Consider the following 19,936-nt stretch of genomic DNA (forward strand, 5'->3'; position numbering starts at 1 on the left):
AGGAACACCACTGGCCACACACCTGGGTTTCTGATGGCCACCAGCCTGGACACCCAACGGCCACCCGCCTGGGCATCTCAATGACCGTTGACATGCACAGATCCACCTTTCGGGGAGGGCGGCGTCAACCGCCCTCCCCGAGGGATGTGACCGCAGCGTCAACCTGACGTCACCCGGCGGTCCGAGGCCGCGCCGCTGCAGACGGGCGAGGCCGTGCAACAGGCTGCCCCCTCCCCATGCAGCCGGCACACCGGATGCAGCCGGCACACCGGCCTGAGGAGTGGACCAGCACGCCGATGTCGAAGTCGGTCAGCAACAGTGCGGGATCGGTCCGCCGAGGGGACGGCCGCTCACTGGGCACCGTACGTGCCGAAGACCTCACTGACCTGCTCGACCTTCACCTGTGGATCGGCCTGCCAACAGACCACCAGGACAAGGCCGGCCGGATCGTCCTTGTCGAACCCCTGCAGGCGAGGGCCGGGGCGCCGCGCCCGCGCCCTCACCCTCGCCCGAGCATCGCTGCGGCATAATGCCGACTCTGCCTCTCTCATCCGCCGCGCCTTCGGCGCCGTTTTGCCCTCCCCTGACGAGAACGACCCGGCCTGGCGGGCCGCCGAACTGCCCGCCTCCAACGGCATTGCCACCGCACGTGGCCTCGCCGGGTTCTACGCCGCACTGAACGAGGGACGGATCCTGACCCGGCGCATTCGCCCAGGCCCGCACAGACGACCGGACCGGACCGGGTGCTGTGCACCAGGACTCGCTTCGGCCTGGGATTCATGCTCCACGGCCCCGCCTCCCCCACGACTTCACCTGCGGCCTTCGGGCACCCAGGACGCGGCGGCTCGCAACCGTAGAAGTCGGCAAGCCATGGGTGCGGCGGTAGGTCGTCGGCAGCCGGTCGGGATGTTTCTGCTTCGCCCGGCACGATGCGGCGGTCGGGCGGATGCCGAGGGGACCGAGCTCGTCGAAAGCGAAGCTGCGGTCCGGGCGCTCGTTGATGGCGTACTCGATCCGCTCCGTTTCGGCCTCGGAGTCCGATTCCGAGTCCGTGGGACTCTTCCGGACATCCGGTGGGGAAGAACCGTCGAGCGGCTTCAGCGGGTTGATCGTCTGGTGGGAGGAGGGGGCGGCGACGGTTCCGCGTGCACCAGAGGAGCGATCACCAGAGCCGTGCTGTCGTCGGCCGGGGCCAGCTGCATCATCGCGCGGCGGAACCGCACGGAATCGGTGCCACTCGACGCACGATCCGCTGCAGCTTCCGCCCTCCCGCCCGGGCGCGAACCCGGACTGGTTGAGCTCGCCTCCCTGCAGACGCCAGACACGAACACCAACCGGCGAACGTTCCCGGTCACAGCACCGGCTGGTCCGATGCTCCATGGTCGTGCGCGCACACCAACGCGCGGCGGGGCCCCCCAAAGAGGGGCCCCGGCCAACGCCTGCAGACCATGCCCTGCGCCGGTCCCGCGGCGAACCGATCACACCGGCCGAAAGGCAGCGGCCCGACGAGAACTACCGCTTCTCGCGGCACGGCTCGCACCCTCACCCACGACGTCGAGCGCGAGCGGCTCCGGCCACTGGCGGCGATCTGCCCGTCTTCCGCCAGGCGTCGTCCGACCCCTGAGATGGACCGCAAGCAACTGGCGCGACATCTGATCGAGAAGGTCCACGTGACGGTCATCGGCGACAGCGAACGCCACAGCCCGGATCATCAGGGGCCGGTGAACACCGCACGAGAGGCGAACTCGTCCGCCCCGTCACCTCTTTGGTCAACTGCCCAGCCGGGCCTGGATGCGCTCACGGCTGCGTTCATGCTCCTTCCGAGCCGACACAGGCGGCCAGGTACCTCGTCGGACACTCGGCTCAGGACGCCGAGTCGAAGACGACCCGACCGGTGACCATCTCGTGAACGCGAGGCCCGGAGCCGGACGGCGAGCAGCGCTCAGCCCTGGTCGTACAGCCTCGGCAGTTCGGCATCGACGTTGATCCACACCGCTTTGGCCTCGGTGTACTCGTGCATGGCCTCGAAACCCATCTCGCGGCCGTACCCGGACCGGCCGACGCCGCCGAACGGCGAGCCGGGGTTCACCCGCTTGTAGGAGTTGACCCACACCATGCCGGAACGCAGCTCACGGGCGACCTTGTGGGCGCGGGAGAGGTCACGGGTCCACAGCCCGCCGCCGAGGCCGTACTCGATCGCGTTGGCCAGGTGCAGTGCCTCCTCGTCGGTGCGGAACCGGTGCACTGCCACGACGGGTCCGAAGACCTCTTCCCGGGCCACGCGGTGCGCCGGATCGGCCGCGATCACCGTGGGCTCCAGGTAGCAGCCGTCGGCGAACTCCGGGCCTTCGGGCGCCTTGCCGCCGGTGAGGATCTCGTCACCGTCGGCGCGCGCCGCGTCCATGTACGTAAGGACGCGGTCGCGGTGCATGGCAGAGGTGAGCGGACCCATCTGCGTCGTCGGCTCCTTGGGGTCGCCGAGGCGCACGGAGCGGGCCAGCCTGGTGAACCGGTCCAGGAATTCGTCGGCGATCGACTCGTGCAGGATCAGCCTGCTGCCGGCGATGCACGCCTGACCCTGGTTGTGGAAGATGGCGAACGCCGAGCCCTGCACCGCGGCGTCGAGGTCCGCGTCGCTGTACACGATGTTGGCGCCCTTGCCGCCCAGCTCCAGGTGCACCCGCTTGAGCGTGTCAGCCGCCCCCCGGGCAATGCCCTGGCCGACGGCCGTGGACCCGGTGAAGGAGACCTTCCCGATCCCGGGATGTTCGACGATGCGCGCGCCGGAGGTCGCCCCGTACCCGGTGACGATGTTCACCACACCCGGGGGGAAACCGACCTCGGCCATCAGCTCGGCCACCCGCAGGGTGGACAGCGGAGTGAGTTCGGACGGCTTGAGCACCACCGTGTTGCCGGCGGCCAGCGCCGGGCCCATCTTCCAACTGGTGAACATGAGCGGGAAGTTCCACGGCACGATCTGCCCGACCACGCCGATGGGTTCGCGAACGACGTAGTCGAGGAAGCCGCGCTCGACCGGGATCACCGAGCCCTGCATCTTGTCCGCCATGCCGCCGAAATAGCGGAACGTGGCCGCCGTGCGCGGAACGTCCAGGACCCGGGTGTCGCGGATCGGGTGCCCGGTGTCACGGGTCTCCAGCAGCGCCAACTCCTCGGCGTGTTCCTCGATCGCGTCGGCGAGCTTGAGCAGCAGCCGCCCGCGCTGCTCGCCCGACCAGTGCCGCCAGGTCTCGAACGCCTTGGTGGCGGCGTCCACCGCCCGGTCCACGTCGACGGCACGGGCCTCGGCCACCTGAGCCAGCAGGCTGCCGTCATGCGGGTCATACACATCGATGGTGGTGCCGTCGGCGCCGTCGACGAACTCGCCGCCGATGAAGAGCTTGGTCTGCACAGTGTTCTCTCTCCGCTGTGGATCGGGGCGCGCCACGCGTCGCCGTGGGCGCGTGGCGCGGCCCGGGAACGGGGGGTCAGAAGTCGATCGGGTACGTCGGCGTCTTGCCGCTGGCGATCAGGTCGGGCAGGTCGGGGCTGGCGTTCTCCCAGACCAGCAGCATCGACCTCTTGGGCGAGTAGCCCTGGTGGCGGATGTCGGCCGGCATCGCGGACACGTCGCCGGCCTTCATCACCACGCGCGACCGCACCGCACCGGTGTCCCGGTCCTCGACCTCCCAGGTGATCTCGTCGGACAGCTGGACGAACCACTCGACCCGATCGTTGCCGTGGATGATCGGCAGGATGTACTCCTCGGTGGTCGGGCAGAACAGCGAGTCCTTGCACGCGCTGGCCACCGACGGGTTCCACGTGACGTCCGACCGGGAGAGGTAGGCGAAGAGGTTGAAGGAGGACACCTCGCCCTCGAAGCCCTCTTCCGCCTCCACCAGCGGCTCGTCCTGCACCACGTCGGCGAGCATCCGGTTCACCGGGTAGCCGTTGTCGTCGCTGCGCAGCGGTGCGTCACCGGGCAGGCCGACCATGCGCTGCGCGGTGACCCGCTCCCGGCGGACCGCCTTAGTGTTGTCGCCGTTCTTGATCCCGAACGCAGAGCCGGTCTCGTGGGGGGAGGCGAACGGGTCGAACGTCTCGTTGGTCCAGTCGTCCAGGACGGACGTGAACGTCTCCCGGATCAGCGGGGTCTCGACGGTCTCGCTGTAGTCCAGCTCGGCCTTGCGGTAGGCGTCGTTGTAGCGGCCCGCGAAGATGTCGACCTTGCCGTAGTGGTTGACGGTGCCGAAGACTCCGTCGAAGTTGACGGTGCCGTAGAAGAAGTCCCACGCGATGTCACGCTGCATCGCGCGCAGAAAGGAGTCCACGCTCATCATGTGGCTGCCGGTGGGCCAGGTGATGTAGGCGAAGTACTCGTCCCGGCGGAAGTGGAACTGACCGAGGGTGTACTCGCGGTAGCCCACCTCGTTGGGCTGGGACGCGATGACGGCGGGTTCAGCGGTCGTGGTCATGGTCGGTCTCTCCCTGCGTGTGGAAAGGCTGTTGGCTCAGAGTGACTGGGCGATCTCGGCCCAGCGGTACTGGGTGTCCGGACTTGCGATGGTCTGCTGAAGGATCACGCTCGCCCGCTCGGCCGAGAAGCGGTACGCCGCGCCGGCCGGCAGCAGCGTCATGTGGCCGCGGCGCGCCACGATGCGTCCCATGCGGCGGCCGACCGGCTCCCCGGCCAGCGCCACCGAGCCCCCGGCGTCGGCCGGCAGGGGACTCTGGTCCAGCTTGACCAGAGTGATCTCCACTTCGCCGTCCATCACCAGGGCGAACTCGTCATGGGCTGCCGTGCGCCACTCGCTGGTGCCCTCGGCGCGGATCGCCTCCAGGACGTACTGCATGTTCTTGCCGACAGCGACCTTCTCGTACGGCTTCGCATTGCTCGCCACCTCGAACACGTTCGAGAAGGCGTAGTGCCGCGGGTCGTCGTTGACGATTTCGACGCCGCCCTTCTCGTAATGGTCGAGCGAGCCGAACCGCGTGACGTATGACGACTTTTCCTTGCCTTTGAGGGCTGACAAAGCCATGCCTCACTCCACTTCTTTCAGCGATTCTTTCGTCAACGAATGACCATTAAAGAGAGCAGTAACTTTGCTACTGCACATAACATTTCTCGCCGTTCCCAATGCGCCGAGAGCGCATCGCGGCGGCAGGCAAGTCGGAGACATGCCGCACCGAATCCGCCGGATCGGCCGGCTCAGGGGCGTTCTCGAACGGCGTGCGACTGCGGCTCAGGCACACGACCTGTGGGGTGATTGCGGGGTCCCGCACCGAACGCGGTCCTCGCCCGTGGGGCGGAGAAGACGGGTTCCTGCATTTGGCTCTCCGTGATGCGCGGCTCTGGGGTGCGTGTCGTGCACCACTCCGACGAGTATGCGCAGCGCCGTATGCGGGGTCCTGCACGTTCCTGCCGCCCCGTCTGCACGAAAAACGCGTGTGCTGGTGCCGGAACGCGGCGGCAACGGGACGCCGGTCCAGGGGGCTAGCGCACGCGGGCGTGGAGCAGGGGCGTCGGCCCGACCGCGACCGCGCGCAGCTGGGCGAGCAGGTCTGCGGCGTCCTGCTCGTCGGCAAGTGTCGCCCGCAGGGTGTCGGCGCCCGCGCGGGCCAGCTCGAGCGCCTGCTCCTGGGCGTGCTCGAGAGTGCCGAAAAGACCGGTGGTCTTCGGGTGGCGCGTTCCGGAGAGCGCAGGGTCGCGCTGCGCGCGCGCCTCAGCCTCGCTCATGGTGCGGCCGATGGACACCGTCAGGGCGACGGAGAGTACCGGGGAGCGCCTTTGGCCGCCGCGCCGCTCAGACGCGGCGGCCAGCGCCTTCAGCATCGCACCCCGGTCCGCCGCCTGGTCGGCGACGACCACGTGGCCGGCGGCCTCCTCGTCGTACCAGGGCACGAAGACCCTCTGACTCCACTGTTCGGGCCCGCCGACAGCAACGACCAGCCGGTCCCGGAGCCCTGCCGGTGCATGGATCTCCAGCAGCAGGTCGTGGGGCAGCTCGCCGTCGCACAGTGCCGTGACGCGCTGTACCAGGGACTCCGCCCTGCCGCCGACGACGAGTCCCACCCGACCTGGTCGCGCGCTCTCCACCAGGGCGGCCACATCCGGCACCGCAGTGCCCTCTGGGGCGGGCAGCCACACGTACCGGAAGCCGAGGCGGGCCGCGAGCAGCGCGGCGTGCCGCAACCGCTCGCTGTCGTGCTCTGCCCGGAGTGTGAGCCCGAGATCCAGGAGGGTGTTCGGCACTATCATAAATAACTCCCATCAATTACCATTTCTGGCATGTCCCTTAACGATCGTAAATCGTACAGCCACCCGGTGTCACCGTCCACGGCTGCGGGAATTGTGGTCGCTTTCTGTGGGGGCCTGCGCGCTGCAGGTGTTTCCGTGTCAACGGGAGAGACGATCGATGCCCTTGCCGCGCTGGCGGCGGTGGATTCCTCACGGCGCGACCTTGTGCGGGCTGCGCTGCGGGCGGCACTGCTCAAGGGGGACGCGCAGGGCCATGTCTTCGACCGACTCTTCGACCTGTTTTTCCCCGCGTCGCGCGCCGAGCGGCGAGGACCCGAGCCGGACACAGCCGGTGGCAGCCGTCCATCCGGCGTGGGGGACCTGCGGGACCAACTGGCCGAGGCATTGCGCCGGGGCGACGACGACTCCGTCGCCGTCGCGCTCGATGACGCGGTGGAGCGCTGGGCGGGCATCGACGACCAGACAGCGGGCAGCGAGCGGCACCACCTGCAGCGCGTGCTGCGTCGCCTGGATCTCGGCCGTGTCCTCCACCAGCTCATGCGCGGTGCGCCGGACCGGACGGAGCTGGAGCGGCAACTCGACAATGCGCAGGCGCAGGCGCAGCTGGAAGAAGTGCTGCGCATTCTGGAGCAGCTCGTCCGTGAACGGCTGCATGACGCGGGAGGCCACGACGCGGTGCACCGGCCTCCCCCGGAGGAGTTGCAGGATGTGCCCGTCATGTACGCGTCTGCGGATGAGTTGGCCGCGCTGCGCGCCGTCGTACGGCCGCTCGCCCGGCGTATCGCCACGCGGCTGGGACGCCGGCGGAGCCGTGGCCGCGGGCATCTCGACATGCGGCGCACCATCCGTGACAGCATGAGTTATGGCGGTGTTCTGCTGACGCCGCGGATGCAGCGGCGCCATCCGTCCAAGCCTGATCTAGTGGTGCTGTGCGACGTGTCCGGATCTGTCGCGCGGTTCGCACCCTTCACGCTGTCGCTCCTGCACGCGCTGCACGAGGAGTTCCGCCGGGTACGGTCGTGGGTCTTCATCGACGGAATCGTCGAGGTCACCGACTTCCTTCAGGCATCGCCCGGCGTTGTCGACGTTCATCACCTGCTGGGGCGCCGCGGCCTGGTCGCCGCCGACGGCCGCAGCGACTACGAACGCGCGTTCGGCGAGTATCTGCGGCGCTGGCCGGAGGCCGTCACGGGGAAGACCACCGTGCTGGTGATCGGGGATGCCCGTACCCACGACCGCGTGCCCGCGCTCGCGGAGGCCAAGGAGTTGCACCGGCTCAGTCGGCGACTGTACTGGTTCAATCCCGAACCGCGCCTCGAATGGGACACCGGCGACTCCGCGCTGTCCCTGTACGCCGCGCACACCACCCGGGTCTTCGAGGTGTCGACGCTGCGCCAACTCGGCGACGCCGTCACCCACATCGCCGTCTGACACGTGATGCCGGATCCTGCCGTCACCGCTGCGGCGCCCTCGCACCCGTCCGGTTGTCCAGGCCCTGCTACGCCCCCGACCGCCGGGTTTGCCGGCCCGCGAACGCCGTTCCCCACGACCCCTTCCTGGATTTCCCGGCACCTACGGCCGTCGATCAGGAAGTGCTGTGATCACGCCAACGCACACCGCACGAACAGGACATCATTCATGACAGGGTTCTTGACCATAGGCGACGTACACAAGGAGCTCGCGGCGACGGGCTATCTCGCAGACGACTCCATCGCGACCACCGCTTTCCTCGCCGACCGGCTGGGAAAGCCGCTGCTGGTCGAGGGGCCGGCCGGCGTCGGGAAGACCGAGCTGGCCAAGGCAGTGGCGCAGGCCACCGGCGCCGAACTGGTGCGGTTGCAGTGCTACGAAGGCCTGGACGAGGCGCGGGCACTGTACGAGTGGAACTACAAGAAGCAGTTGCTGCGTATCCAGGCATCACGCGACGGCTCCGCCTGGGAACAGGTCCACGACGACGTGTTCGGCGAGGAGTTCCTGCTCGACCGTCCCTTGTTGACGGCCATCCGCCGCCCTGAGCCCACCGTGCTGCTCATCGACGAGGTGGACAAGGCGGACCTCGAGATGGAGGGCCTGCTTCTCGAGTTGTTGTCGGATTTCCAGGTGACCATCCCGGAATTGGGGACGATCGCCGCCGTACGGCGTCCGTTCGTCGTGCTCACCTCCAACGCCAGTCGTGAGCTTTCCGAGGCGCTCAAGCGCCGATGCCTGTACCTGCACATGGACTATCCGACGCCGCAGCGGGAGCGGGAAATCGTGCTCGCCCGCGTGCCGGAGGCCGCCGAGCAACTGGTGGAGCAGATCGTCAGGACCGTGGCCGCGCTGCGCGCTCTCGACCTACGCAAGGCACCATCGATCGCAGAAACCATCGACTGGGCGCGGACCCTGCTCGCCCTCGACCGTGAAGAGCTGGACAGTGAAACGGCCCGCGGGACGCTGGGCGTCGTACTCAAGAACGTCGCCGACCAGGAGCGGGCCGTCGAGGCGTTGTCCTTGGGCTGATGGTTGCCGAAGCTCGGCCTGTTGGGCAGCCGCATGCTGCCCAACAGGCCCGCGGCTGCTGTGGCGACATGCGCAAAGCCCGGTGGCGGCAAGGATTTCCTTGCCGCCACCGGGCTTCTGCGAAGAGGTCTACGAAGCGGAGGCGAGCCGGAACGTGTAGTCCAACCGCTGCCAGGGGCCGTCGAGGAGGCGGCCGTCGGGGGTGGGGCCCTTGTGTTCGTGGAAGTCGGCGATCAGGGTGTCCTTGACGCCGAAGACCGTGTCGCCGTCGATGTAGTCACCGCCCGCGACGAAGAGCTGGGTGATGAGGGCCTTGTGGCCGGGAGCGCTGATCATGAAGTGGATGTGCGGGGCGCGGTAGGGGTGGCGGCCGCTGTTCCTGAGCATCTGCCCCACCGGACCGTCGTCGGGGATGGGGTATGCCACCGGCACGATCGACCAGAAGGTGAGCCGGCCGTCGTTGTCGGTGTGGAAGCGGGCGCGCAGCACGGGGCCGTCCAGGTCGGGCAGTTGCACGTCGTAGAAGCCGTCTTCGTTGGTCTGCCAGACGTCGACGACCGCGTCGGCCAGTGGTGTGCCCTCCGTGTCGGTGACCCGCACATCTGCGTACAGGGGCGTTCCCGGCAGGCCGTCGGCGATGTCGTCGCCGTGCTCACGCGGCGGCGGGCCCTCGACGTAGAACGGGCCGAGGACCGCGGAGGCTGTGGCCTGCGCGGTACGGGAGTTGGTAAGGGCGTCCACCGCGCTGGAGATGCCGAGGGTGTCGGAGAGCAGGATGAACTCCTGCCGGGTGGGGCTGCACATCTGGCCGGTGCTGGTGAGGAAGTCGATGGCATGGTGCCATTCGGCCTGGGTCAGGTCGTTGTCCGCGGCAAAGCTGTGCAGGCGGCGTACCAGGTCGGTGAGCAGCTGCCGGGTTCGGAGCCCGGGAGAGCGGTCGAAGCTCGCCGTGACCTGGCCGAGCAGCGTGTGCAGCTGCGCGGCGAGCGGGTCGGCCGGCGGCGGGCGGTCGCCGGACCAGGCGTTGTCCAGCAGGGCGGTGATGCCCTCGCGGGTCACGGGACGGGGGTTGGGATAGGGCTTGGCAGTGGCCAGTTCCACAGCGCGGGGAAGGTCGTCGGCGGCCAGGCCCAGCTCGCGCAGGGACAGCGGGCCGCCGAGCCGGGCGATCAGGTCGTACACGGCGGTGGGCGCGTCCGGGAGGACTCCGGCAGCCGGCCCGGCCAGCGCACCGGCGATCCGGCGCATCGCCTCCACGGCGCCGGGTGCGTTGTACGCCATGGCATGGGGCAGTACGGCCGTGTGCGTGGGCGCGTGCGGCAGGTTGAAGGAACCGCCGAGGGTGTGACACAGCTTGTGGTGCAGTCCCATGCCGACCGTGCCGAGGCAGGTACCCGCCAGCCAGGCGGCCTGCAGCGCGTCGGCGCGGGCGTCGCGGTCGGCGGGATCGGCGACGATCCGCGGCAGGGCGCCGCCCAGCAGCGAGATCGCCCGGAGTGCCAGCTCGTCGGTGACGGGGTTGGCCTGTGGCGCGTACAGCGCCTCGACGGCATGTGCCATGGCGTTGATGCCACTGGTCACCGACAGGGGTACCGGCAGTCCGAGCGTGAGCTCAACGTCGTAAATAACCGTCTTGGGCAGAATCTCCGGGGAGGAGCGGGTGGTCTTGACGCCGTTTTCGGTCTCGCCCAGGACAGGAGTGACCTCGGAGCCGGCGTAGGTGGTGGGGACGATGATCTGGGGCAGCCCGGTGCGCACGGCCAAGGCCTTGGACAAGCCGGTGGTCGAGCCTCCGCCGACCGCGACCAGACAGTCCGCGTCCAGGTCGTCGGCGATCTGGCGGGCGTGTTCGGTGACGTCGACCGGGGTGTGCATCGTGGCACCGGTGAACGTACCGGCTGCCAGGGGTCCCAGCGTCTCGCGCGCCCGCTCGGCCAGGTCGGCCTGGCCAGGAGTGGCCAGGACCAGTGCCCGGGCCCGGCCCAGATGCTGGACCTCCTGGCGAAGACGGTCCAGGGTCCCCTCGCCGAACACAATTCGTGCGGTGGTACTGGAGTAGAGGAATTCCCGCATGCGGCTCTCCGTACTGCGTGGCATGGCGATGCCCGGCTTGTTCGGGATCGCTGCTGAGGAAGTATGGAGGCGATCGCCGCCGGATTTCCTGCACAATCCTGCCGCCGCCGCTGCACGAAATGCGCGACGGTGTTATCCGCGCCGGCGCAGCTCGGCCGGGGTGCTGCCCAGCTGGGCACGCAGCACACGCGTGAGGTGCTCCTGGTGGGAAAAACCGCAACAGGCGGCGACGTCGGCAATGGGCAGCACGCTCGTGCGCAGCAGCCGCGCGGCCTGCTCCACCCGCAGCCGCATCAGGTAACGGTGAGGGGGCTGCCCGGTACGGGCCTTGAAGGCATGGGCGAACCGGCTGACGCTCAGCCCCGCCGCAGCCGCCAGCTCCTCCAGCGGAAGCGGATCCGACAGCCGCGCGTCCATCAGCTCCCGCGCCACGGTGAATTGCCGGTCGGTGAGGCCGACAGGCTGGGCAGGGGCGGCGGGAGCGCGACGGCGGTCGCTGTGGCACCAGGCCAGCTGGATGGCGATAGTGAGGCCGAGCTGGTCGGCGTACGTGCGGCTGGCCGGCTCCCGGTCGCGCACCACACCGTCCAGGGCCAGGACCAACTGCTCCAGCAGAGGATCGGTGACGCCGAACTCCTCGGTCAGCCGCACCGTCCCGTCCGACTCGCCGGCGGCCTGCTGCAGTGTCTCTTCCGAGAGGTAGACGTGGACGGTCCGCAGCTGGTCGCCCAGCTCCACATCCAGCGCGGTCCCCGCCGGGTGCAGGAACAGCCCGCCCGGCGGTACCCGACGGGTGTCGGTCAGTCCCCGCCGTCCGCGGCGTACCGTGACCGGGCCGTCCAGGTGCAGGATCAGCAGGTGGCTCGGCGCACCGTCGAATGCGTTCCGGTACGGCTGCTCGGCCTGAGTGGACAGGTAAAGCCCATTCCAGCCAAGGCCGGCACTCGTACGCGACGGACGTACCCACGGTTGTCTGAGGATGCCAAGGGTGTCGTGGACGCTCAGCTCTTGCATCGGATCCGGCTCCCTGCCCGACAACACTGGCGGACTCTCCCACTGCGGGTAGGCTAGTCAGCCCAGAATACGGGACAAACCACCTGCGGTGAAGCCCCTGGGGCGCAGGAGGCTCCCCTGCCGGTCACCCGCCGGTCGTGTGATACAGGCCGACGGCTCGAGGCCCGGTGGCGACACGCCCCCTCCCGCCGCGCAGCAGCAGGGCCACGCCGCCGGTTGGCGTTGCGGAAGATGAGCGCGAGGCGGGAGAGGCCTCACGCGGCAGCACCGCAGGAGCGCCGGCCACGTCGGGACTGCAGCCCGGGACAACCCCGTCGGCAGCGTCGCCATGTGCGCGTCTTCAGCGAGGAGAAGCTGTGTACGCGCGGGTGTCGTGCTTGGCAGGAAGCCGCCGACGGGGTTTAGAGGCACTATGGCGATAGACGAAGCACGACATCGTCAAGGGCGAGATGAGCGGTGATCATGCGATATCGGACCACGCCTGGCGATCGGCCGGACGACATCCTGGGCGCCGCGTTCGCAGCCACGGCCACCACCGATGAGTGGGGCATCGTGACGGGGTGGAGCGAGGGCGCCCGGCAGATGCTTGGCTACAGCTCTGAGGACATCGTGGGCAAGCCGGCGGCCGACATACTCGCCGAGTACGTGACGGAGCTGGCCCGGCAGCCCCGGGACGGACAGATGGAGAGATGGAGCGGAAGGGCAACGCTCCGGCACCGGGACGGCCATCGCGTGGAGGCACTGCTGCTCGCGAACCGCCGGGTGGCACCGGACGGAACCGCCGAATGGTTCGTGGTGTCGGCCGTGCCGCGTCCGCCCGCTGCCCGCCACAGCCAAAGGCTGGTGGAGTGGGCATTCGCCCAGTCGCCGTACGCCCTGGCCATCTACGACACGGATCTGCGGCTGGAGCGGGCGAACACCGACATGGAACGCATACTCGCCCTTCCCGAAGACCAGATGCGCGGGCTGCGCATATCCGAGATGGCAACGGGCCCCGAGGCCGACAGGACCGAGGCGGCCATGCGGCTGGCACTGACCAGCGGCGAACCGCAGCAGCTGGAGAGCTACTTCCGCGCACCCGGCGAAAGCCGTAAGCACGCCTGGTCGGTCTCGGTCGCACCGCTGAACGACCGCGACGGCCGGCTGCGCGGTGTGTGCCACGTGGCGCGGGACATCACCGCGCAGTATGAGGCCCGGCAGCGACTGATGCTGCTCAACGAGTCCGGTACCCGCATCGGCACCACCCTGGACATCACACAAACAGCACAGGAACTGGCAGAAGTGGCCGTCCCCCGGCTCGCGGACTACACATCCGTCGACCTGCTCACGTTCCTGCATCGTGGCGACGAGCCGCCCGCCGGACTGCCGACCGGCCTGCTCACCCTGCGCCGCACCGCCCAGCAGTCCGTCCTCGAGGACTGCCCCGAGGCCCTGGTCAAGGCGGGAGCCGTCATCACCTATCCGGCGTTCTCCGCGCCGGTCGAGTGCCTGGCCACAGGCCGCCCTGCAACGTACGACATGACCGACTCCGCCATCACCCGCTGGGCGGCCCACGACCCTGCCGTGGCCGCCTGGATCAGCGAGTACCGGATGCACTCGGTGATGACAGTGCCGCTGCGTGCCCGCGGCGTCACTCTCGGCATAGCATTCTTCGCCCGCCACCGGCGCTCGGCGCCCTTCGAAGAAGACGACCTGCTGCTGGCCGAGGAGCTCACCGCCAGAGCGGCCGTCTGCATCGACAACGCCCGCCGCTACACCCGTGAGCGCACCACTGCCGAAACCCTGCAGCGCAGCCTGCTTCCCCGGACACTCCCGCAGCAAGCGGCGGTTGAGACCGCTCACCGCTACCTGCCCGCCGGTGCCCGGGCCGGCGTAGGCGGTGACTGGTTCGACGTGATCCCGCTCTCCGGTGAGCGGATCGGCTTGGTCGTCGGCGACGTGGTCGGCTATGGCCTGCAGGCCTCCGCCACGATGGGCCGGTTGCGCACCGCTGTACGCACCCTGGCCGACATCGACCTCCCGCCCGACGAGCTCCTCACCCACCTCGACGACGTCGTCGTTCGCCTGTCCGCCGAAACGTGCACCACCGAGGACGCCGAGATCGCCGGAGAGGTCGGCGCCAGCTGCCTGTACGCCGTCTACGACCCGGTCTCCCGCCGCTGCACCCTGGCCCGGGCAGGCCATCCACCGCCGATTGTGGTCGCCTCGGACGGGACTGCCCACACCCTCGACCTGCCTGCCGGCCCGCCACTCGGCCTAGGGGGCCTGCCCTTCGAAGCGAGCGAGATCGAACTGCCCGAGGGCAGCCTCCTTGCCCTGTACACCGACGGCCTGATCAAGAGCCGCGGCCGCGACGTCGATGAAGCGCTCGACACCCTGCGCAGCTCCCTGGCCAGGCCTGCCCCCTCCCTGGACGCCCTCTGCGACGCCGTGCTCGAAGCCCTGCTCCCTGCACGCCCTGAAGACGACATCGCGCTGCTCCTCGCCCGTACCCGCGCACTCCACGCCGACCAGGTCGCCACCTGGGACGTCGCCTGCGATCCCGCCGTCGTTGCCCAAGCTCGCCGAAATGCCTCCAGCCAGCTGACCGCGTGGGGGCTGGACGAGGCCATCTTCATCACCGAACTGGTGGTCAGCGAACTGGTCACCAACGCCATCCGCTACGGCCAACCCCCCATCCAATTGCGGCTCATCCGCGGCGGCAGCTTGATCTGCGAAGTCTCCGACGCCAGCAACACCGCACCGCACATGCGCCGGGCCCGCGTCTTCGACGAGGGCGGCCGCGGCCTGCTCCTGGTCGCCCAACTCACCACACACTGGGGAACCCGCCACACCCGCACCGGCAAGACCATCTGGGCCGAGCAAGTCCTCCCAGCTCACTGACACAGCGGCGACGGGCGTCTCGCTGTGCGATCGCCCGCCGCCGCCCAGCCACATGCCTGCGCCGTCATCTACTCGTCGACCGGCTTCTCCGCCGCGATCGCGCAGGAGATCACCGAAGCCGCCGACAGGGCCGACGCCGAGGTACGCCTGCTGAAGGCGGCCGAACCGGCCCCCGAGGCGGCCATCGCCTCCAATGAGACCTGGGCCGCGCACGCCGCCGCCGACGCCGGTATCCCCGTGGCCACCTCGGCTGACGTCGAGTGGGCCAATGTGGTGATCTTCGGCACCCCCACCCGCTTCGGCAACATCTCTTCCCAGCTCAAACAGTTCATGGACACGCTCGGCGGCCTGTGTGCCCAGGGCAAACTCGCCGACAAGGTCTACAGCGGCTTCGTCACCACCGCCACCAAGCACGGCGGCCCTGTTCAGCTGGGTGGACGCGTTCGCCCAGCTGAGCCTCGTCAGCCGTATGCAGGCATTGCGCATCGCGGCCTTCGTCCGTCCTGACGCCGTCAACCCTCGGCCCGGCATACGCTTCGGTGCCCATGTGACGGCGGAGGTGACGACCCGTGTCCAGATCACCACCGGGGCTGTCCGCCGAGCGGCTGCGCCGGATGACGCTCACGCACTACGTCGATGGCGTTCTGCCCCAGCCGCCCTCTCTTCCGCGCAGGCGGAACGCCGCCCCCTGGCTGGCCCCCCACGGTCTATGGCCCGCACTGCCTTCCCGGTCACGCGCGTGCCCGGCCTGTCTGCGTGAGAACGGCGGACGCTGGCCGCTGCGATGGCGTCTGGTCTGGTCCTTCGCCTGCGCGCGCCACAGGGTGTACTTGCTCGGCGCCTGCCGAGGCTGCGGCAAGGGCCTGCACCAGTTCGTTCCCGGGCCGACGGATGCCGTGGTGTGCGGGCAGTACCTCACGCACCAGGTGGGGCATCCCTGTCCGCGCGTCGTTGCCCACATGCGTCCTGCTCGGTTGTCTGACGAGCATCTGCTGGGGTGTCAGCGCCGCCTCAACAGAATCGTCGAGCAGCCGCACCACCCAGGCGCTCAGGACATCCTGCAGTCCCTACACCTGGCGCTGGAGGACATCCGCGTCGGCTGACGATGCCCCGTCGCTGCCGAACACCGATCCCGTGCTCCACCGGCGGTGGCACGGCCATGGTGGTGCTCTGTGGTACCCGGGCGATCCGCTGCTGACTGCGGCCCTCGTCAAGATCGCGACGATGGGGGGTCTTGCCGCTTCCCAAGATGCCCGTATCCAGGCGGATAGGGCCTCGTGGTCGGCCGAGTGCTTCCCGCCGCTGCTGGCCGACGCACCGCCGGTCAACCGCTTCGGCGGCAAGTGCTGCGCCATCGCCTGCGCGGCCTGGGTGCCACCCGGACGGGGCGGCGGCATCGTGAACGCGAAGGACGGACCGCGTGCTCTGTGCCGGGGGCACGTCGGCCAAGCCTACCAAGCTGGGCGCCGCCAGGTTCTGAGGCAAGACCAATGACACGCTGAACGTCGTCGCTCTCGCGGGTGCTCCGTCGCTCAAGGGGGCCAGAGCGTGGGTTGTCCGACAGTACGGTCCGGGCAGCGATCCGTACCAGTGCGGAGACCGCGGCGGGCGAACCGCGTTCCAGCGTCCACCCCAGCATTGGCTGCCAGGGCAACTCTTGGGTCTCGTAGACAGAGCGGACGACCGTGTTCTCCATACGGCCGAGCAAGCCGACCGCACTCTTCCGGGTCGCGGCGTCGTGGACGACCCGAGACATGTGCTGCAGCAGGCGGCGCGAGGTGTCATTGTGCGGCGCGTCGGCCGGCGTCAAGAGCGTCGAGACGCGCCGTTGGAGATGGATGGCCTCCTCGGCCTCCACGGGGATCACCGGGATCTCGGCCACCGGGAACCCGCACACTCCGGCGCCCAAGCGTCTCCGACCGGGAACCGTCGGCCTGATGCAGTGCAGGCGCTGCCCGGTGCCGGTCGCCTCGATTCGCCAGTAGAGCCGCAAATCGCAGCGCGGGCAGCGGTCCACCAAGTAGACCAGATGATCCGCGCACAGGAAGGTCCACTTCAGCCGCCAGCTGAGCAGCCACCGGCCGCCCGACACCTGGACGCACAGCGGGCACGCGGCCGAATGATCGCGCCGCAGCCACGGATTGTTCACGCGGAGCCGCCCCGCCCCGTTCTCCGGGGCGAGCTGCGGCAGAGCCGTGGGGGCGTAATGGCTGAACAGCATCCGCTCAACCTGTGCAGGACGCAGCCCGGTCCGCAGTCGTACGCCTTCCAACTCCTCTACGGTCGGGTGGAATTGATAGGTGCTGAAGCTAGCTCCGTACTTCGCGGGTGGCTGGGTCGGGTGGAGTTGCTGCCTGGCCGTGTCCGGTCCGGGGGTGGTCGTGTTGACTGGGTGTGACGAAGTCGTGCCGGTCCTCGCGGCTGCGGACGGTGCGTCCGCGCATGGAATGCGTGGTCACCTCCGTGGTGGAGAGGCGTCTGGGCGCTCTGCCTGTCGCTGCCGAGTTTCTGCGCCGGCTTGATGTGGCCGGGACCGTCGACCGTCTGTGTCCGGGCCGCGACATTGCCCACCTCACGCATGGCCAGGTCATCGAGGCGCTGGTGGCCAACAGGCTGACCGCGCCAGCGCCGTTGTGGCGGGTTGATCGCTGGGCCGGGGAGTGGGCGGTGGAGGAAGTCTTCGGGATCGAGCCGGAGCTGCTCAACGACGGCCGTCTGGGACGGGCCCTGGACGCCATCGCCCCGCACCTGACGGAGATCACCGACAGCATCGGTGCCCGGGCGATCGGCGAATTCGGCATTGACGTGTCCACGTTCCACTGGGACATGACATCCATGTCGCTGTATGGCGCCTACCCGGCAGATGACCAGGACGAGGAGTATCCCCGCATCAATCACGGCCATCCCAAGGACCGCCGCTACGACCTCAAGCAGATCCAGACCGGCCTGGCAGTAACCGGCGACGGCGGTATCCCGTTGCTGTCTCGCGTCATCGACGGCGGAGCCGCGGAGATCTCCCAGATCACCGGCACGATGAACAGTCTGCGGGCGATGGCCGGGCCGAAGGAGTTCTTGCTGATCGCGGACTCCAAGCTGATCTCGTACGGCAACGTCACTGCCCTGATCAAGGCGGGGACCGATTTCATCGCCCCGGTCCCCGCTTCCAAGGTCGACGACGCCGTTTACGCAGCCCTCGATGTCGAGGCGGCCACCGTAGTGGACTACACCCCGGCCCGCGACGAGGAGACCCCCGCCGGCCAGTGTGAGACCTACCGGGTCCTGGAAGACACCCACCGGTTGGCCGGGCCCCGCAAGAGCGATCCCCCGCTTGAGGTGCGCCGGATCCTGGTGCACTCCACCGGCAACGCCAAAGGCCAGCGGCGGGCCCGCGACAAACGCCTGGCCAAAGCCCGCGAGGAGCTCAACAAGCTTCAGCACGCGGCCGGCGGCCGCTACTACAACACTCCTGAGAAAATCGCCGCACGCATCGGTGTGATTACCAAGACCCGCCGGGTCTCCGGCTGCCTGCACACCGACATCACCACAGACGAAGCCGGACGCCCCGCCCTGTCCTGGCACTTCGATCAGGACGCGCTCCAGGCCGAGGCTGCCGTCGACGGCTGGTACGCGCTGTTGACCACTCTCACCCCTGAGCAGGCCGATCCCAGCGAAGTGCTACGCCGCCACAAAGGCCAGGGTGCGGTCGAGCGCAGATACGGCGACTTCAAAGGCCCCCTGGCCGTCACCCCCATCTTTGTGCAGGACAACAGGCGCGTCGCCGCACTGATCGCGGTGATCTGCCTGTCCCTGCTGCTGTTCTGCCTGATCGAACGCCAGGTCCGGCAAGCCCTCGGAGGTGACCAGAAGATGCCGGGCCTCTACCCCGGCAACCAGAAGGTGCGACCCACCGGCAGAATGATCCTCTACCACCTCTCCGACCTGCGACTACGGGTCGGCAGCGCCACCGACCCACCCGTCATCGCCATCACCCGCGGCATTCAACTCCACCTGCTCGACCTCCTCGGCTTGGAACCCACACACCCCCGCTGGCCAGAGACCTGAGCTGCTTTCACCCTCCGTCACCGGTGAAAGACGGGGTGACTGAGACGATGCCCCGGTGAACTACTCCTCGCATTTCAGCATCGGTCCTGGTCATGACCGGCAGCATCTCCCGGAGCCCAGGCCGGCCGAGCCTGGTCAGTGGCCGAAGCTGGAGGCCGCACTCGCTGTGGTCAATCGCGACCTGATGGCGACCCTGCCGGATCAAGAAGCACTGATACTGATGGTTGACCCGCCTCGGCAGCCTTTGCCCCCGAGCGGAATCGACAGGGGTCAGGTCTACGTGGCGATGCCCGACGGCCGTTGGCACGGCAATTCGGTGAATGCGTGCGACCTGGAGGAGGGCGACCCGCCAGAGCCGGACGATGCGACGACGGTCCTGACTGTGGTCGCAGATGCGGCGCAGTCGACCATCATGGAGTTGCTCTGGCGGGTCTGGCCGATCTGCTCGGAACACAAGATTGGAATGCACCCTCGTCCCGCAGGGACCACTGACGACTGGGACCAGGGCGAAACGGACGCGGCCGGCCCACCGGTGTGGTGGTGCCGGGGCAGCCAAGACGGCGATTGCCACGACGTCTCCCTGGTGGGCGAGTTGGCCGCCACCCTGCCAGGAAAGCAACGTCGCGCACTGCGGCGCAGCGAGCGTAAACGAGATGGCCGCCGATAGCCGCGAGGCCAGACAACTGCGCATTGCCGCCGGAATTCACCTTTCGCTGCCACCCGCGAAGTACGGAGCTAGCCTTCCCCGACAGCCCCAGTGCTCGCAGAGCTGCCGCCCGCGGCAGCCGCAGGGCGACCGCGACCGTGTCGACCCAACTGACGAACGACTCTCCGGGAAACGGAACCGGGGCGACTCCGATCTGCCGGACCCGTTCCTCCTCAGCCACGGCCCACCGCGCCGCGGTTCGTCTCCTCAGTCGTGCTCTGCATGATGGACCGTACCGGGTCCTCGCCCTCGCGGGGCAGCCACGCCATACGGAAGTCATACCGGCCCGGACGCCCCCTGTCAGCCGCGTCCGGCAGCCACAGCAGGACCGACGTCGACGAGTCCCTCCCGAATTTCGTCGAGCAAGTCCCGCAGAAGGACGTAAGGACATACGGTGTGTGCGCAGTCGGCAGGGCGGCCTCCCGGAACATGACCGCCCGCTA

The 19,936-nt window shown here is 68.9% G+C and carries 13 protein-coding genes and 1 pseudogene; 7 read left to right on the forward strand and 7 right to left on the reverse strand.

Translation table 11 applies throughout. The features are described 5' to 3' along the window. Positions 1-1,942: 1,942 nt before the first annotated feature. From ACWD3I_RS44995 to ACWD3I_RS45010, 4 genes are all read right to left on the reverse strand, one after another. Positions 1,943-3,409, reverse strand: coding sequence for an aldehyde dehydrogenase family protein (locus ACWD3I_RS44995; RefSeq protein WP_365414021.1), 1,467 nt, complete (start codon positions 3,407-3,409; stop codon positions 1,943-1,945). 76 nt (positions 3,410-3,485) lie between these two features. Beyond that, a complete protein-coding gene (locus ACWD3I_RS45000; RefSeq protein WP_365414023.1) occupies positions 3,486-4,472 on the reverse strand; it encodes a hypothetical protein in 987 nt (328 codons plus the stop codon). Between the two features lie 36 nt (positions 4,473-4,508). Continuing rightward, on the reverse strand, positions 4,509-5,036 hold the full coding sequence (locus ACWD3I_RS45005) for a hypothetical protein (protein ID WP_451084373.1): 528 nt from the start codon (positions 5,034-5,036) through the stop codon (positions 4,509-4,511). A 455-nt stretch (positions 5,037-5,491) separates the two neighbouring features. Then, entirely contained in the window at positions 5,492-6,256 is a 765-nt protein-coding gene (locus ACWD3I_RS45010; RefSeq protein WP_365406052.1) for a hypothetical protein, read from the reverse strand. Positions 6,257-6,391: 135 nt separating this feature from the next. Between ACWD3I_RS45010 and ACWD3I_RS45015 the strand changes: the two genes are divergently transcribed. Together ACWD3I_RS45015 and ACWD3I_RS45020 are read left to right on the forward strand one after the other, a co-directional pair. Then, positions 6,392-7,687 carry a VWA domain-containing protein gene (locus ACWD3I_RS45015; RefSeq protein WP_365406055.1) on the forward strand — a complete coding sequence of 432 codons (1,296 nt, stop codon included), beginning with the start codon at positions 6,392-6,394 and terminating at the stop codon, positions 7,685-7,687. A 207-nt stretch (positions 7,688-7,894) separates the two neighbouring features. Next, a complete protein-coding gene (locus ACWD3I_RS45020) occupies positions 7,895-8,755 on the forward strand; it encodes an AAA family ATPase (protein WP_365406058.1) in 861 nt (286 codons plus the stop codon). A 129-nt stretch (positions 8,756-8,884) separates the two neighbouring features. On the opposite strand, the gene ACWD3I_RS45025 is transcribed toward ACWD3I_RS45020, so the two are convergent. Both ACWD3I_RS45025 and ACWD3I_RS45030 read right to left on the reverse strand, forming a co-directional pair. Further along, on the reverse strand, positions 8,885-10,828 hold the full coding sequence (locus tag ACWD3I_RS45025; RefSeq protein ID WP_365406061.1) for a maleylacetate reductase and hydroxyquinol 1,2-dioxygenase domain-containing protein: 1,944 nt from the start codon (positions 10,826-10,828) through the stop codon (positions 8,885-8,887). Positions 10,829-10,960: 132 nt separating this feature from the next. Beyond that, a complete protein-coding gene (locus tag ACWD3I_RS45030; RefSeq protein WP_365406064.1) occupies positions 10,961-11,842 on the reverse strand; it encodes an AraC family transcriptional regulator in 882 nt (293 codons plus the stop codon). 462 nt (positions 11,843-12,304) lie between these two features. Between ACWD3I_RS45030 and ACWD3I_RS45035 the strand changes: the two genes are divergently transcribed. The 3 genes and pseudogenes from ACWD3I_RS45035 (at position 12,305) to ACWD3I_RS45045 (ending at position 15,828) form a co-directional block, all read left to right on the forward strand. After that, the gene (locus ACWD3I_RS45035; RefSeq protein ID WP_365406066.1) at positions 12,305-14,725 is read left to right on the forward strand and encodes a SpoIIE family protein phosphatase; all 2,421 of its coding nucleotides are present in this window, start codon (positions 12,305-12,307) and stop codon (positions 14,723-14,725) included. 24 nt (positions 14,726-14,749) lie between these two features. Beyond that, positions 14,750-15,145 (forward strand): annotated as a pseudogene (locus ACWD3I_RS45040) (NAD(P)H-dependent oxidoreductase); the annotation flags it as partial. A gap of 149 nt (positions 15,146-15,294) precedes the next feature. Beyond that, positions 15,295-15,828: a TniQ family protein gene (locus ACWD3I_RS45045; protein ID WP_365406069.1), complete on the forward strand. Its 534-nt coding sequence runs from the start codon at positions 15,295-15,297 to the stop codon at positions 15,826-15,828. A gap of 221 nt (positions 15,829-16,049) precedes the next feature. On the opposite strand, the gene ACWD3I_RS45050 is transcribed toward ACWD3I_RS45045, so the two are convergent. Continuing rightward, positions 16,050-17,174, reverse strand: coding sequence for a TniQ family protein (locus ACWD3I_RS45050; RefSeq protein ID WP_365406153.1), 1,125 nt, complete (start codon positions 17,172-17,174; stop codon positions 16,050-16,052). Between ACWD3I_RS45050 and ACWD3I_RS45055 the strand changes: the two genes are divergently transcribed. Both ACWD3I_RS45055 and ACWD3I_RS45060 read left to right on the forward strand, forming a co-directional pair. Next, positions 17,168-18,787: an IS1634 family transposase gene (locus ACWD3I_RS45055; RefSeq protein ID WP_365406072.1), complete on the forward strand. Its 1,620-nt coding sequence runs from the start codon at positions 17,168-17,170 to the stop codon at positions 18,785-18,787. The two genes, ACWD3I_RS45050 and ACWD3I_RS45055, sit on opposite strands and share 7 nt — an antisense overlap. Positions 18,788-18,842: 55 nt before the next feature. Next, positions 18,843-19,454, forward strand: a complete 612-nt coding sequence (locus ACWD3I_RS45060) for a hypothetical protein (RefSeq protein WP_365406075.1) — start codon at positions 18,843-18,845, stop codon at positions 19,452-19,454. The last annotated feature ends 482 nt before the right edge of the window (positions 19,455-19,936 follow it).

This window comes from Streptomyces sp. NPDC002817 (genome assembly GCF_053592055.1).

Coding starts and splice junctions, on each gene's coding strand:
- ACWD3I_RS45000 (WP_365414023.1), bottom strand. CDS start 4,472: ATGACCACGACCGCTGAACCCGCCGTCATCGCGTCCCAGCCCAACGAG.
- ACWD3I_RS45005 (WP_451084373.1), bottom strand. CDS start 5,036: ATGGCTTTGTCAGCCCTCAAAGGCAAGGAAAAGTCGTCATACGTCACG.
- ACWD3I_RS45010 (WP_365406052.1), bottom strand. CDS start 6,256: ATGATAGTGCCGAACACCCTCCTGGATCTCGGGCTCACACTCCGGGCA.
- ACWD3I_RS45020 (WP_365406058.1), top strand. CDS start 7,895: ATGACAGGGTTCTTGACCATAGGCGACGTACACAAGGAGCTCGCGGCG.
- ACWD3I_RS45025 (WP_365406061.1), bottom strand. CDS start 10,828: ATGCGGGAATTCCTCTACTCCAGTACCACCGCACGAATTGTGTTCGGC.
- ACWD3I_RS45030 (WP_365406064.1), bottom strand. CDS start 11,842: ATGCAAGAGCTGAGCGTCCACGACACCCTTGGCATCCTCAGACAACCG.
- ACWD3I_RS45035 (WP_365406066.1), top strand. CDS start 12,305: ATGCGATATCGGACCACGCCTGGCGATCGGCCGGACGACATCCTGGGC.
- ACWD3I_RS45055 (WP_365406072.1), top strand. CDS start 17,168: ATGGAATGCGTGGTCACCTCCGTGGTGGAGAGGCGTCTGGGCGCTCTG.